A 14,449-nucleotide genomic window follows, 5' to 3' on the forward strand; every position below is an offset into this window, starting at 1 on the left:
TTCAGGATTCGGGATTGAAGTAGGGATCGGCATCGGGTTGAGCCTGACCGAATCCGCTTTTGCTCGTCATCCCCGCGAAGGCGGGGATCCAGAGACTTCAGAGTCATGCCTCGGTGGAGCCCCGGATCCCCGCCTTCGCGGGGATGACAAAAAAACCAAGCCTCATCTCGAGCGACATTCCACACGAATCATCGCGTAGCTTCCAGGTTCTTTTGTGGGATGGAGCTTCAGCCACGTCTACTATCGCCGCACAACCCCACTGTGCCGCATCTGCTCGAACGCCCCCATCGCCTTGTTAGCAACATCCGTGCTCCGTAGTATCCGCGGCGCGACAGATGCCGGTCGTACCCCCTCTTTGCCAGCCACGCGCTCAGCCAGCCAGCCTACTTTTTAATCGCGACACTGCCCGGGCAAGTCGGCGCGCCGCGTCCAGCCCGATCGCACCAATGCGTTGGCGACCGAGCCAACCGCGCAATCTGAAACGCTACCACGCCGCATTCGCACGGCCTCACCCTCGTCGCCGGTTTCCATCGGCGCACAGCGTGGCGTCCCAAAGTGACCCCGCTCCCAATCCCGACACCCACCCTCGCGGATCGGCGAATCTGTGCGCCATCGCGCCTTAGCATCAACGCCCCTGCAATACGGTTGCCACGAAGCACTTCGCATCCTTCGATCTTCCGCAACGCAAGGAGTGTTCGATGATCGGGTTCGCAAGTAAATCGCGCATGCCGTGCGCCTGTCTCGCAATCGGCGCCCTCGCCGTCGCCCTGTTCGCCAGCAACGGCTTCGCCGCCGGCTTGTCCGCGCAATCGCCCGCCGATCGCGCAGCGCTCGCCCTGCGCTGGGCCCCGGTGCATTACCAGGATGTCGATCAGACCGGCAGTCACGCATTAGGCGGAGCCGCCGACTACATCACCCGCTACGATTTCGACGGCGATCTCGACGCGCGCAACAACTGGGATCGCGCCGGTCAATCCGCCTATCCGCTCGCCGCGCACGCGTACTACTCGGTCGTGGAAACCAGCACCCACTGGTCCATCACCTACCTGTTCTTCCACCCGCGCGACTGGACCGATACGTTCTTCGACGCCGAACACGAGAACGACGCCGAAGGCGTGCTGTTCGCGATCGCCCGCGACGGCTCGACCTACGGCACCTTGAAAGCCGCGGTCACCGTCGCCCACACCGACTTTTTCTCCTACGTCCCCGCCGGCAGCAACTGGACCGGCAAAGCCGAAAGCGTCGACGGCTCTCTATCGTTCCTGACCTACCAAGACGCCCCGCACCCGGTCACCGCGCAGGAAGCCAAAGGCCACGGCCTCAAAGCCTGGCCGGCCTACAACATCAATGGCGACGGCGTGATCTATAACCCCTCGCTGACCACCGCCGAAGTCCCGTCGAACCCGGACGACCGCGACGTCAAATACAAACTCATCGACATCTTCGAACCCGGCGGCCTGTGGCAACAGCGCAACAACAGCTGGCTGTTCGCCGGCTACGGCAGTTTCGCCGGCGACAACAGCGGCGGTTGCGGCAGCGGCGCGATCGGTTGCAACACCAACTCGGCGAATGCGCCGTGGGGGTGGGACGACAGCAACGATGGGCCGGGGCGGGGGATGTTGGCTACTGATCCGGTGGGGTTGGTGACGAATTACTTCAGAATTCCTGAAGCAGTGAGCGCGGGGTATAGCTATAACCCGTATCGCTAACGTCGCTATGGATTGATGATTCAGGACATTCTTTAAGTCGATATATGAGTTCAGTTATGTGCCGCAGCTCGATAGGCCATTGCTCTATCGGCTCTCGATTTCGCGGCTCTAATTGAAAAAGCTCGCGGCCATCCGGGGATTCTGGGAAGCTAGGCGACATGGGGATGACGCAGCCGAGCGAGTTCGGCTGCGTCATGCTCGCTGTAGTCGCGTTATTAAACGATAGCCGTCAGCCGAGATGGAATAAGTGCCATGCAGAGAGTCACTACTACACCGAAGCTTTGGGCCTCAAAGTACTCCCTGCTCGTCGGGTGGATGCTTTTAAGCGTGGCGACCGCCGCCGAAGCTCAGCTACCTGACACGGTCTATCGGGCGACGCACTACACCACCGCAGAAGAGACGCAGGACTTCGGCACACTCGCCGAGGCTGAGGCCTACATACGGATTGAACCGGCCACGCCGCGCGGGAATGCGTTTCTCGAGAAGAGAAATGACGTAAACATCTCGGGCGATGCCACGATTCATTACTATGCGGTTCCCCGAAAATCGGCGGCTTATGTCGGTGACTTCTATGAGGGACATCCGACCGGAAATGTTACTGATTGCTCGGGGTATAAGTGCAGGTCGGAACAAGAGGCTGTCGCAGCGAGCATGCGGGCGTACCCGCTTCAGAACGCGTACACAGCTACGTTACAAGGCGCCTATCTGACGCCGCCTTACACGAAATGGAATTACTCGTACAGCGATAAAGGCAATCTGGAAATGGTGATGAACGGAGCCGAGCTTGGTGGAGCTCCGGTGCCGAGCCGAAGATTGATTACCGCAACCAGCATGAGCGGCGGGTCGAGTTACGTCTATCCCGTCAAAAGGATGGATTACTATCAGTGTCCCGAACTGTTTTATGTGATGCCGAGCTCTACGGTCGGCACGCAGGTCGATTGGCCTTTGGTGTGTGCGAACGCCGCCACGGCTACCATCCGGAAAATAACTAAACAAAAAGCTCCGGTTTGCGGGATCGACGTCAAGAACGGCAATCCGTGCAACGCCGAGACGGGTAACAAAGAATACAAGGAAACCGATTTTTCCTGGGACGGATATGAGTTTTCGCGCAACTACAACTCTGTAGCCGACTTCTCCTTGTTGTCCGGACTTGGCGACAACTGGGCTAACTCGTTTTCCGAACGTCTGGCTCTCAATGGGGCCACGTTGAAGTATCTGATCAGGAACGATGGTTACATCGAGGATTTTTCCGAGGTGGGGTCGGGCTCGGGTATCTATCGACCTTACGCGAGCAGAAACACGGTTCTGCGTAAGGAGTCCGATCCGGCCGTAATTGCCGCGAAGGGGGCGTGGGAGCTGATCCGACCTGACGGCTCCCATTCCTGGTTCAGCGCCACCGGTCGCTTGCTCCGTCGCGAAAATGGCGCCCGCTCTTTGGTTTTTCAGTACTGCCAGGGCGATGCTCTTGCACTGGGACAGTGCCCATCGACGGACGCTCTAACCAAGGTGGTCAGCGCAAGCGGACGTAGCCTTGTCCTTGAATACGCCGTTATTCCCGTGGCGTCGGGAAATTTGTCAAAACTCCGGCTAATGCGTATCAAATCTGATGGCGATACGCTGATTGAGTACGGTTACGACGCAGAGGCGAGGTTGATCAGCGCTCGCCATGGCGGTGCTAGTGGCGAAGGGCGGCAATACCTTTATGCCGAGGCAGGCTTGCTGTGCCGCGACTGGCAGGGCAATCCGATTGCATCGTGCAACGCGGGCAACTTCCCGAACCACCTCACCGGTGTGATCGGTGAGGATGGAGTGCGGTTCACAACATATACCTATGATGAGAGGGGGCGCGCCACCAGTAGCGAATACGCGGGCGGCAACGGCCGTGTGGCGCTCGAATATGTGTCGGCGACCAGCGTCAAGGTCAAACAACCCAGTGGCGCCATCAAGGCATATACATTCAGCTCTGAGGTGTTCAAGAAGCCGCTGCAGTCCACGCTGACGGATGCAGTTGATACTTCCGTTCAGACCACATCGGCTGGATACACCTCTGGTCGGCTTTCTCATCGCGTTTCGCCGAGTGGCAGCAGAACCAATTACGGTTATGACGGATTGCACGAGATTTCGCGTGCCGAAGGTCTGTCGCCCACAGGCGCTGTGACCGCGTATTCCCGCACGACTCAGACGGACTGGAGTGCGACGGTTTATCTGCCGACAGAACGTCGAATTCTCGACAACACGGGCGCATTGGTAGCGAAGTCGAAGCAGACTTACAACGACCGCGGTCAAATGCTGACCGCCACTCAAGTGGACGTAGCGACTGGCGCTGAGCGAATCAGCGCGAATACCTATTGCGAGACAGCGGATGTAGGTGGCGCCGGTTGTCCGATTCTTGGGTTGCTCAAGAAAGTTGACGGCGCACGTACCGATATCAACGATTTCACGAATTACGCTTACTACGATCAGGACGATGCGGCGTGTTCGTCGGCGCCTTCGCTGTGTGCGTACCGCAAGGGCGATTTCTGGAAAGCCACCAATGCGCTCGGTCAGGCAGCCGAGGTCTTGCGTTACGACGCAGCGGGCCGCCCGCTGATGGTCATGGATGCCAACGGCGTGGTGACTGAGTACGAGTATCACCCTCGAGGATGGCTCATCGCCACGAAGGTGCGTGGTGCCGATGATGGCTCGGAAGCCGATGATGCAATCATTCGCATGGAATACACACCGACCGGCATGATCAAGAAAGTAATTCAGCCCGACGGTGTGTTCATTCGTTACGAATACGATGCGGCTCATCGCTTGGTCGATGTTTACGACAGTGCCGGAAACCGGATTCATTACACCTTGGACAGCGCGGGCAACCGCACTAAGGAAGATGCGCTGGGAAGCAGCGGCGAGATCAAGCGTACTGCGTCGCGCGTGTACAACCAACTCGACCAACTGAAAACCGCCAAGACGGCCTACGACCACCCGACCGGCTTCACCTACGATGCCAGCGGCAATGGCGATGTCACCACCGATGCCCTGGGCCGCAAGGTCGACAACGATTACGATCCGCTCAATCGCCTGGCCAAGACCTTGCAGGACGTCGGCGGCATCAACGCCAAGACCGAGTTCAAGTACGACGCGCTGGATCGTCTGACCAAGGTCACCGATCCGAAGAATCTAGATACCGCGTATGCATACAACGGCTTCGGCGATCAGGTGCAACTGACCAGTCCCGATACCGGCGTGTCGACCTACACCTACGACAGCGCCGGCAATCGCAAGACCGAGACCGACGCGCGCAACATCACGCGCACCTACAGCTACGACGCGCTCAATCGGCCAATCGCGGTCGCGTACCCGACCGCCAGCCTCAACGTGGGTTACGAGTACGACGCCGTGCCCACCGTGTGCGCCGCGGGCGAGACCTTCGCCAAGGGCCGCTTGTCGCTGATCACCGATGCGAGCGGCAGTACCCAGTACTGCTACGACCGCTTCGGCCGCATGGTGCGCAAGGTGCAGACCACCAATGGCAAGGTCTTCACTCTCCGCTATGCGTACACGTTGGCGGGGCAGTTGAGCAGCGTGACCTATCCCGACGGAGCTGTAGTGAGCTATCAGCGCGACGCGCAAGGCCGCGTGAGCCAGATCGATGCCAAACGGGCTGTTGCGGGCGCGAGTTCCGAGGCATTGCTGAGCCAGGCGGCGTATTACCCGTTCGGGCCAGTCGCGGGCTGGACCTACGGCAACGGTCGCACCTTGGCGCGCCCTGTCGATCTGGATTACCGCACCACGGCCGTCACTGATTCGTCGTTGGGTGGTCTGTCGGTGGGCTTCGGCTTCGACGTGGCCGGCAATCTCAACCAACTCACGCCGGCGGGCAGCAACACGCCGCTGCTGAAGTACGACTACGACGGCCTCGACCGCCTGACCCATCTGCGTGACGGCCCCAGCAGCACGTCGATCGAGACCTACAGTTATGACGCCACCGGCAACCGCCTGAGCCTTACGCAGGCTAGCGGTACGCAGACCTACGTGTATCCCGCCACCAGCCATCGGCTGACCCAGGTCGGCAGCGGCAATCTGCGAAGCTACGACGCGAGCGGCAACAGTACCGAGATCGACGCCAACAGTTTCGTCTATAACGATGCCGGCCGCATGAGCCAGCTCAAAAAGAGCGGCGTGTTGAAGATGACGTACCTGTACAACGGCCTGGGCGAGCAGGTCCGCAAATACACCGACACCTACAACCGCTACATGGTCTACGACGAATCGGGCCATTGGCTGGGCGAATACGACAGCAACGGCGCGACGATACAGCAGGCGATCTGGATGGACGATCTGCCGGTGGGTGTATTGGTCGGTGCTGATGTGCAGCAGAAGCTGCATTACGTCGAACCCGATCATCTGGGCACGCCACGCGTGGTCATCGATCCGGTGCGCAATGTCGCGGTGTGGAATTGGGATCTGAAGGGCGAGGCGTTCGGCAACAGCGCACCGAATCAGGATCCGGATCTAGATGGAACCGCGTTCGTGTTCGACATGCGGTTTCCGGGGCAGCGATTCGATTCGTTAAGTGGGTTGAACTACAACTATTTTCGTGACTACGAGGCGGGCACGGGGCGGTATGTACAGAGCGATCCGATCGGTCTGGATGCTGGGCCGACTACTTTCGGCTACGTTGCTGGAAATCCGCTATCTAGCTTCGACCCCTTCGGATTGGAGGGAGTGGGTTCATTCAATAATGGCGGTACGAGAGTTTCATGGGAGAACGGCGCTGCACGTGCTCCCGACTATATCTCAGTCACCGGCGGCATCGGGTTGACGACCCTCCATTACACGTTGACCCGGAATGGCACTTTGTTTTCTGGTGGTGGGCTGGCTGGTAATCCGCGTGCGCCGATTGCGTCCGCAAGATGGGGGCTTTCATTCGTTATCGGGTACTTGGATGATGACTGCGCACATGCGGGGCCCGACGTGGATAATTTTATGGAAGGGCAGGCCTGGAATGTCAGCGGCTTCTATGGGACGGGAATTGGCAGGACGTGGAATTCGTCAGGTGCTGCAACCGAAATTGGTATAGGCACTCCTGGGTTGGGTGTCGGTGGCAACTATTCCTATAAAGCGCCCGATCGCTTGCCTATCAGTTGGTGAAGTGATGCGATCGAAGACGCGCACGGTGTTCAATGCGGCGGCTGCCATAATTACCGCAGCGGCGCTTTTGTATCTGCTTAGTTTTCTTCAATCTGTATATGCAGAAAGAGAAAACGGGCCGATGGTTGAGTCCATGCGTACGCAGTTGCTGGAGCTGCCCGTGGCGCAAGGTGATCAGGGAGATGGGCCGCTCTTGTTTATCAATCACGGTGGCCCTGTCGGCGTAAGTCGTGGCTTCTCAACACTGCGGTCCGCCGATCAGATTATTAATTACTACAGAGCCACGCTTGAACCTTTGGGCTGGAAAATAGCGGAGTTTCATCAGTCGGAGAAACGAAGGCAGCAGCTGACGTTGTGCAAGACGGGTATCGCTTTCGAAGTGGCGACAGCGCCGCTCTATGAAAGAACGACCTATCGCATTTCGCTACTTCACAGGCCCGAGCACGATGCTTCAAATCACTGTGCTTTGTCGCGTTAAGAAGATCTAAGCCCCCAACGCATTGTCCGCTTGGAAATTTCGTCGGCCGGGGGCTTGGAAGTGATGAGGAAAGACGACCGGATATCTCTATACCAAAGTGGCTACTTCGGTGAATGGGTTGCTGGTTGTGCTCTGGTCTTTGTCGAGCAACTGGATCTAGGAGACAGTGCGCGTACTAATTGCCGTCGGGTTCGTGGTGGCGATCAAGCACATCGCGCGTAAGTCGGCGCGCCGACCGCGGAACCCAAGAACTAGGACGCTTGCGAGCTGGGTAGAAGCGTGCGAATCCACTGGGCCGTGAGTCCTTAGGTAGAGGACATCCGAGTGCTTCGCCTGGGGCACGTGGCAGCTACCTCGCAGCTAAGTACCGCGAGGCCGGAGCGGAGCTTTGCCCAATCAGCCCGCTCAATGCTGCCCCGCAACAAAAAAACCAACACAATCAAGCACAAACCCCCAACCCCGCCCAGGCAACCCCTCAGGCCCGCTTGACCTCGCCCATCCAAAAAAAGAGAATGATCGTTCATTCTATGATGTGGCCGCGGTCTGTCCGACCGCAACAACGACCTGAGGCTCCCCCATGCCGTCGCGCAAGTCTATGTCCCGTAACGCTTTTTCCGGCGTGCCCGCTGCTGTCTCCGTGGCTGTCCTGACCCTCGCCCTCGCGGCCTGCGGCAAGGGCGGCGATCAACAAGGCGGGCCGGGCGGCCCCGGCGGTCAGAAGGGCCAGGTCACCGTGGTGACCCTCAAGCCCGAGACCGTCACCCTGACCCGCGAGCTGCCGGGGCGCACCAGCGCGTCGCTGATCGCCGAGGTGCGGCCGCAGGTCAACGGCATCGTCGAGAAGCGATTGTTCACCGAGGGCGGTCTGGTCAAGGCCGGGCAGCCGCTGTATCAGCTCGACGACAAGACCTATGCCGCCGATCTGGAAACCGCCAAGGCGACTCTGGCGCGCGGCGAAGCCTCGTTGAATTCGGCGCGCTTGAACGCGCGGCGTTCCAGCGATCTGGTCAAGATCGACGCGGTCAGCAAGCAGGACGACGAAACCGCGGTCGCCACGCTCAAGCAGAGCCAGGCCGATGTGTCCTCGGGCCGCGCGGCGGTGCAGAGCGCGAGCGTGATTCTCGGCCGCGCGCGAATCACTTCGCCGATCAGCGGTCGTATCGGTAAGTCGGCGGTGACGCAGGGCGCCCTGGTCACGGCCAATCAGGCCGATGCGCTGGCGGTGGTGCAGCAGCTCGATCCGGTGCATGTCGACATCAGCCAGTCCAGCGCCGAACTGCTCGCGCTGCGCAAGCAGATCGCCGCCGGCACCCTGACCGAAGCGGTCACGCCGGTGACGATCCTGCTCGAAGACGGCAGCAAGTACCCGCTGCAAGGCAAGCTCGCGTTCTCCGAAGTCACCGTCGACGAAGGCACCGGCAGCTTCCTGTTGCGCGTGGTGGTGCCGAACCCCGACAACATCCTGATGCCCGGCATGTACGTGCGCGCGCAGGTCGGCACCGGCGTGCGTCAGAACGCGTTGCTGGTTCCGCAGCAGGGCATCTCGCGCGATCCCAAGGGCGCGGCGACCGCGATGGTCGTCAACGCCAAGGGCGAAGTCGAGCCGCGCGAAGTGCAGGTCAGTCAGGCGATCGGCGACAAGTGGCTGGTCGAGGGCGGTTTGAAGGCCGGCGACAAGGTCATCGTCGAGGGCCTGCAGAAGATCGGCCCCGGCATGCCGGTCGACGCGACCGAGAAGGGCGCGGCACCGGCCAAGCCGGCCGCGGCCCCCGCCGCCGCGCCGAAGCAGTAATCGGAGAAATTCATGGCACGGTTCTTTATCGATCGCCCGATCTTTGCCTGGGTCCTGGCGATCATCATCATGCTCGGTGGCGCGATCGCGATCACCCAGCTGCCGATCTCGCAGTACCCCACCATCGCGCCGCCGACCGTATCGGTGAACGCGTCCTACCCCGGCGCTTCCGCGAAAGCCGTCGAAAACTCGGTGACCCAGATCATCGAGCAGAACATGAAGGGCATCGACGGCCTGCTGTACATGTCGGCGACCAGCTCGTCCGACGGCCAGTCCGGCGTCACCCTGACGTTTGAAAGCGGTACCGATCCCGACATCGCCCAGGTTCAGGTGCAGAACAAACTGCAGCTGGCCACCCCACTGCTGCCGCAGATCGTGCAGCAGCAGGGCGTAAGCGTGTCGAAGGCCAACTCGGCGTTCCTGCAGGTCATCGGCTTCGTGTCCGAGGACGGCAGCATGACCGGCGCCGACATCGCCGACTACGTCGCCGCGAATCTGGTCGATCCGCTCGCCCGCGTCGACGGCGTCGGCAGCACCCAGCTGTTCGGCACCAAGTACGCGATGCGGATCTGGCTCGACCCGGACAAGCTCAATACCTACAAGCTGACCCCGACCGACATCATCAACGCCCTGCGCGCGCAGAACGCGCAGGTCGCGGTCGGTCAGCTCGGCGGCACCCCGTCGGTGAAGGGCCAGCAGCTCAACGCGACCATCACCGCGCAGGATCGCCTGCAGACCGCCGACCAGTTCAAGAACATCGTCGTGCGCGCCAATTCCAGCGGCGCGATCCTCAAGCTGTCCGACGTGGCGCGCGTTGAACTGGGCCAGGAGGACTACACCACCATCGCCCGCTTCAACGGCAAGCCCGCGACCGGTATCGCGATCTCGCTGGCGACCGGCGCCAATGCGCTGGCCACCGCGCAGGCGGTGCAGGCCGAACTCGAGCAGCTCAAGCCGTCGTTCCCGAAGGGCCTCAAGGCGGTGACGCCGTTCGACACCACGCCGTTCGTGCGCGTGGCGATCGAGGAAGTGATCAAGACCCTGCTCGAAGCGATCGTGCTGGTGTTCCTGGTGATGTACCTGTTCCTGCAGAACTTCCGCGCCACCTTGATCCCGACGATCGCGGTGCCGGTGGTGTTGCTGGGCACGTTCGGCCTGCTCGCGCTGTTCGGTTACTCGGTCAACATGCTGACCATGTTCGCGGTGGTGCTGGCGATCGGCCTGCTGGTCGACGACGCCATCGTCGTGGTCGAGAACGTCGAACGCGTGATGAGCGAAGAAGGGCTGTCGCCGGTCGAGGCCACGCGCAAGTCGATGGATCAGATCACCGGCGCGCTGGTTGGTATCGGCCTGGTGCTGTCGGCGGTGTTCGTGCCGATGGCCTTCCTCGGCGGCGCGACCGGCGTGATCTATCGCCAGTTCTCGGTCACCATCGTCTCGGCCATGGCCTTGTCGGTGCTGGTCGCGATCGTGCTGACCCCGGCGCTTTGCGCGACCATGCTCAAGCCGATCGAGAAGGGCCATCACGCGTCCGACAAGGGCTTCTTCGGCTGGTTCAACGACAAGTTCGACCGCGGCAACACCAAGTACCAGGGCGTGGTGCGCGGCATCGTCACCCGCGCCGGTCGCTTCATGATCGTGTTCGCGGCGATGGCGGCGTTGATGGCGGTGTTGTTCCTGCGCCTGCCGTCCTCGTTCCTGCCGCAGGAAGATCAAGGCTTCCTGTTCACCATCGTGCAGGCTCCGGTCGGCGCGACTCAGGAACGTACCGGCGAAGTGCTCAAGAAGGTCGAAGACCAGTTCCTCTCCGACAAGGCGGTGGATTCGCTGTTCACCGTGCAGGGCTTCAGCTTCGCCGGTAACGGTCAGAACGCGGGCATGGCGTTCTCGCAGCTCAAGCCGTGGGAAGAGCGCGCCACCACCTGGGGCGATCGCTGGCGCTGGATCACCAGCTTCGGCAAGACGCCGATGCCGGACAACAGCGTCAACGGCGTCGTCGGCCGCGCGATGGGCAGCTTCATGCAGATCAAGGACGCGTTCGTGTTCGCGCTGGCGCCGCCGGCGGTGTTCGAACTGGGCAACTCCAACGGCTTCGTGTTCTACCTCAAGGACAACGCCGGGCTCGGTCACGATGCCCTGGTCGCCGCGCGCAATCAGTTCCTCGGCATGGCCGGCAAGAACGAGTCGATGCAGAACGTTCGTCCCAACGGCATGGAAGACACGCCGCAGTTCCGCGTCGACGTCGACAATCAGAAGGCATCGGCACTGGGCCTGAGCATCGCCGACATCAACTCGACCCTGCAGGCGGCCTGGGGTGGCCAGTACATCGACGACTTCGTCGATCGCGGCCGGGTCAAGCGCGTCTACATCCAGGCCGATGCGCCGTTCCGCATGGCGCCGACCGACTTCAACCGTTGGTACGTGCGCAACGACAAGGGCGAGATGGTGCCGTTCTCGGCGTTCGCCACCACCCGTTGGGAATTCGGTTCGCCGCGTCTTGAGCGTTACAACGGCGTCTCGGCGCTGGAAATCAACGGCGAAGCCAAGCCGGGCGTGAGCTCGGGCCAGGCCATGGCCGAAGTCGAGAAGCTGGTGGCGCAGTTGCCGCCGGGCATCGGTCTGGAATGGACGGGTCTTTCGTATCAGGAACGTCAGGCCGGCGCGCAGACGCCGCTGCTGTACACGCTGTCGCTGCTGATCGTGTTCCTGTGTCTGGCGGCGATGTACGAAAGCTGGGCGATCCCGACCTCGGTGCTGTTGATCGCGCCGATGGGCATCCTCGGCACGGTGCTGGCGACGTGGATGCGCGGCATGGAGCGCGACGTCTACTTCCAGGTGGCGATGCTCACGACCGTGGGTCTATCGAGTAAAAACGCGATCCTGATCGTCGAGTTCGCCAAGGAGAACCTGGAAAAGGGCATGAACCTGATCGAGGGCACGCTGGCCGCGGTTCGCGACCGCCTGCGCCCGATCATCATGACCTCGCTGGCCTTCGGCCTGGGCGTGTTGCCGCTGGCGCTGGCGAGCGGCGCGGGTTCCGGCGCGCAGCGCGCGATCGGTACCGGCGTGCTCGGCGGCATGGTGGTGGGTACGTTCCTGGGTATCTTCTTCGTCCCGCTGTTCTTCGTGGTCGTGGAGAAAGTGTTCGTCAGGAAAAAGCACGCGCCCTCGCAGCAGGGTTCGGCAGGAGCGCAGAGCCATGAGTAAGTTTTCGATTCACGCCCTGGCGCTGGCGATCACGCTGGCGACCACCGGTTGCCTGAGCATGGCGCCGAAGGTGCCGGCCGCGGATGCGGCGATTCCGGGCGAATGGCCGTTGCCGCCGACCACCCAGGCGTTCACCGGCGCCATGCCGGCGGCGGACGGCTCGCAGCCGGCCGCGGCCGGCACGGTGGCCGATATCGGCTGGCGCGATTTCTTCGCCGACCAGAACCTGGAAACGCTGATCGGTCGCGCGCTGGAGAACAACCGCGATCTGCGCGTGGCCGTGCTCAACGTCGAGAAGGCGCGCGCGCAGTACCGCATCCAGCGCGCGGACCGCGTTCCGGGTGTGAGCGCGATCGGTCAGTTGCAGCGCAGCGGCGGCGACAATCAGCCGGTCACCGATGCCTACACCGCCGGTCTGGGCATCACCAACTTCGAACTGGATCTGTTCGGCCGCGTGCGCAGCCTGAGCCAGTCGGCGTTGCAGCGTTACTTCGCCGAAGAGGAAGCGCGTCGCAGCGCTCAGCTGAGCCTGATCGGCGAGGTCGCCAACGCGTACCTCACCCTGGCCGCCGATCGCGAACTGCTGTCGGTGTCGGAAGCGACCTTGAAGAATCAGCAGTCGGCCTTCGACCTGACCGAAAAGCGTCGCGAACTCGGCGCGGTCTCGGGCCTGGAAGTGAGTCAGGCGCGGACCCAGGTCGAACAGGCGCGCGCCGATGCGGCACGTTATGCCGGGCAGGTCGCGCAGGACATCAACGCGCTCAATCTGCTGGTCGGCGAACCGGTCGATTCGGCGCTGCTGCCGCAGCGTCTGACCGATGAAGTCAGCGGCGTCGGCGCATTGCCGTCCGGCCTGCCGTCGGAAGTGCTGTTGCGCCGTCCCGACGTGTTGCAGGCCGAGCACCTGCTGCTCGCGGCCAACGCCAACATCGGCGCCGCGCGCGCCGCGTTCTTCCCGTCGATCAGCCTGACCGGTCTGTTCGGCAGCGCCAGCACCGAACTGTCGGGCCTGTTCGAGTCGAACACGCGCGCCTGGTCGGTCAACCCGGTGATCAATATTCCGATCTTCCAGGGCGGCAAGCTGCGCGCGGGTCTGGCCTCGGCGAAGGCCGACCAGCAGATCGCGTTGGCGCAGTACGAGAAGGCGATCCAGTCGGGTTTCCGCGATGTCGCCGATGCCTTGGCGCTGACCAAGACCCTGGCCGAACAGCGGCAGGCGCAGGAAGCGCTGGTCGAAGCGGCCTCGCGCGCCGATCAGCTTTCGACCGCGCGCTACAAGGCCGGCCGCGACAGCTACCTCAACCAGCTCGATGCGCAGCGCACGCTGTACGGCGCGCAGCAGGGCCTGGTGACCACGCGCCTGAGCGAGCAGGTCAATCGGGTCACGCTCTACAAAGTCCTTGGAGGTGGCTGGAACGAGCGCAGCCAATGAACACCGCGGGCAAGCCCACCGCCAAGGCCGAGGCGCGCGCGCAGGCTCAGCGCGAGCGCATCCTGGTCGCGGCGCAGAAATGCTTCGTCGTGCATGGCTTCCATGCCGCGAGCATGGCCAACATCGCCGATACGGCCGGCATGAGCGCCGGCCTGATCTACCGCTATTTCAAGGGTAAGAACGACATCATCCTGGCCATCATCGAGCGCCAGCTCGAAGAGGCCAGGGCCGATGTGGCCAAGCTGCACGCGACCAGCGATCTGGTCGCGGGCATCGCCGAAGTGTTTCAGCAATGGCAGGCGAACGATCCCAACATCACCAGCGCGGCGCTGTTCCTGGAACTGACCGCCGAGGCCACGCGCGACCCCGAAATCGCCGCGGCCACGCACGCGTCCGACAAGGTGTTCCGCGCCGATCTGGCGGCCTGGTTCGAACGCAGTTCCAAGGACGGTGGCCTGGGCGTGCCGAAGCAGGAAGTCGACACCCGCGTGCTGATGCTGCAATGCCTGATCGAAGGCCTGGCGATGCGCGCGATCTCGCAGCCGGACTTGAGCGTGGCGCAGGTGAAGACGGCGCTGGAGCGGTTTCTGCCGAGTCTGTTGTCGGCCTAGGTTTGAGGCTCGGGAATCGGGATCGGGAATCGGGAATCGGGAATCGGGAATCGGGAATCGGGAATCGGGAATCGGGAATCGGGA

The 14,449-nt window shown here is 62.1% G+C and carries 7 protein-coding genes; all 7 read left to right on the top strand.

The window, feature by feature from the left end; translation table 11 throughout:
* Positions 1-698: 698 nt before the first annotated feature.
* On the top strand, positions 699-1,709 hold the full coding sequence (locus tag ASD86_RS21905) for a hypothetical protein (RefSeq protein WP_200957288.1): 1,011 nt from the start codon (positions 699-701) through the stop codon (positions 1,707-1,709).
* Between the two features lie 252 nt (positions 1,710-1,961).
* Positions 1,962-6,845: an RHS repeat-associated core domain-containing protein gene (locus ASD86_RS21910; RefSeq protein WP_235567862.1), complete on the top strand. Its 4,884-nt coding sequence runs from the start codon at positions 1,962-1,964 to the stop codon at positions 6,843-6,845.
* A 4-nt stretch (positions 6,846-6,849) separates the two neighbouring features.
* The gene (locus tag ASD86_RS21915) at positions 6,850-7,323 is read left to right on the top strand and encodes a hypothetical protein (RefSeq protein ID WP_056115828.1); all 474 of its coding nucleotides are present in this window, start codon (positions 6,850-6,852) and stop codon (positions 7,321-7,323) included.
* 595 nt (positions 7,324-7,918) lie between these two features.
* On the top strand, positions 7,919-9,115 hold the full coding sequence (locus tag ASD86_RS21920; protein WP_056115834.1) for an efflux RND transporter periplasmic adaptor subunit: 1,197 nt from the start codon (positions 7,919-7,921) through the stop codon (positions 9,113-9,115).
* A 12-nt stretch (positions 9,116-9,127) separates the two neighbouring features.
* On the top strand, positions 9,128-12,322 hold the full coding sequence (locus tag ASD86_RS21925) for an efflux RND transporter permease subunit (protein WP_056115838.1): 3,195 nt from the start codon (positions 9,128-9,130) through the stop codon (positions 12,320-12,322).
* Positions 12,315-13,754, top strand: a complete 1,440-nt coding sequence (locus ASD86_RS21930; protein WP_056115841.1) for an efflux transporter outer membrane subunit — start codon at positions 12,315-12,317, stop codon at positions 13,752-13,754. The genes ASD86_RS21925 and ASD86_RS21930 overlap by 8 nt, the downstream gene beginning before the upstream one ends.
* On the top strand, positions 13,751-14,365 hold the full coding sequence (locus ASD86_RS21935; RefSeq protein WP_056115845.1) for a TetR/AcrR family transcriptional regulator: 615 nt from the start codon (positions 13,751-13,753) through the stop codon (positions 14,363-14,365). The genes ASD86_RS21930 and ASD86_RS21935 overlap by 4 nt, the downstream gene beginning before the upstream one ends.
* Positions 14,366-14,449: the final 84 nt, after the last annotated feature.

This window comes from Lysobacter sp. Root690 (genome assembly GCF_001427785.1).
Lineage (GTDB): Bacteria > Pseudomonadota > Gammaproteobacteria > Xanthomonadales > Xanthomonadaceae > Lysobacter.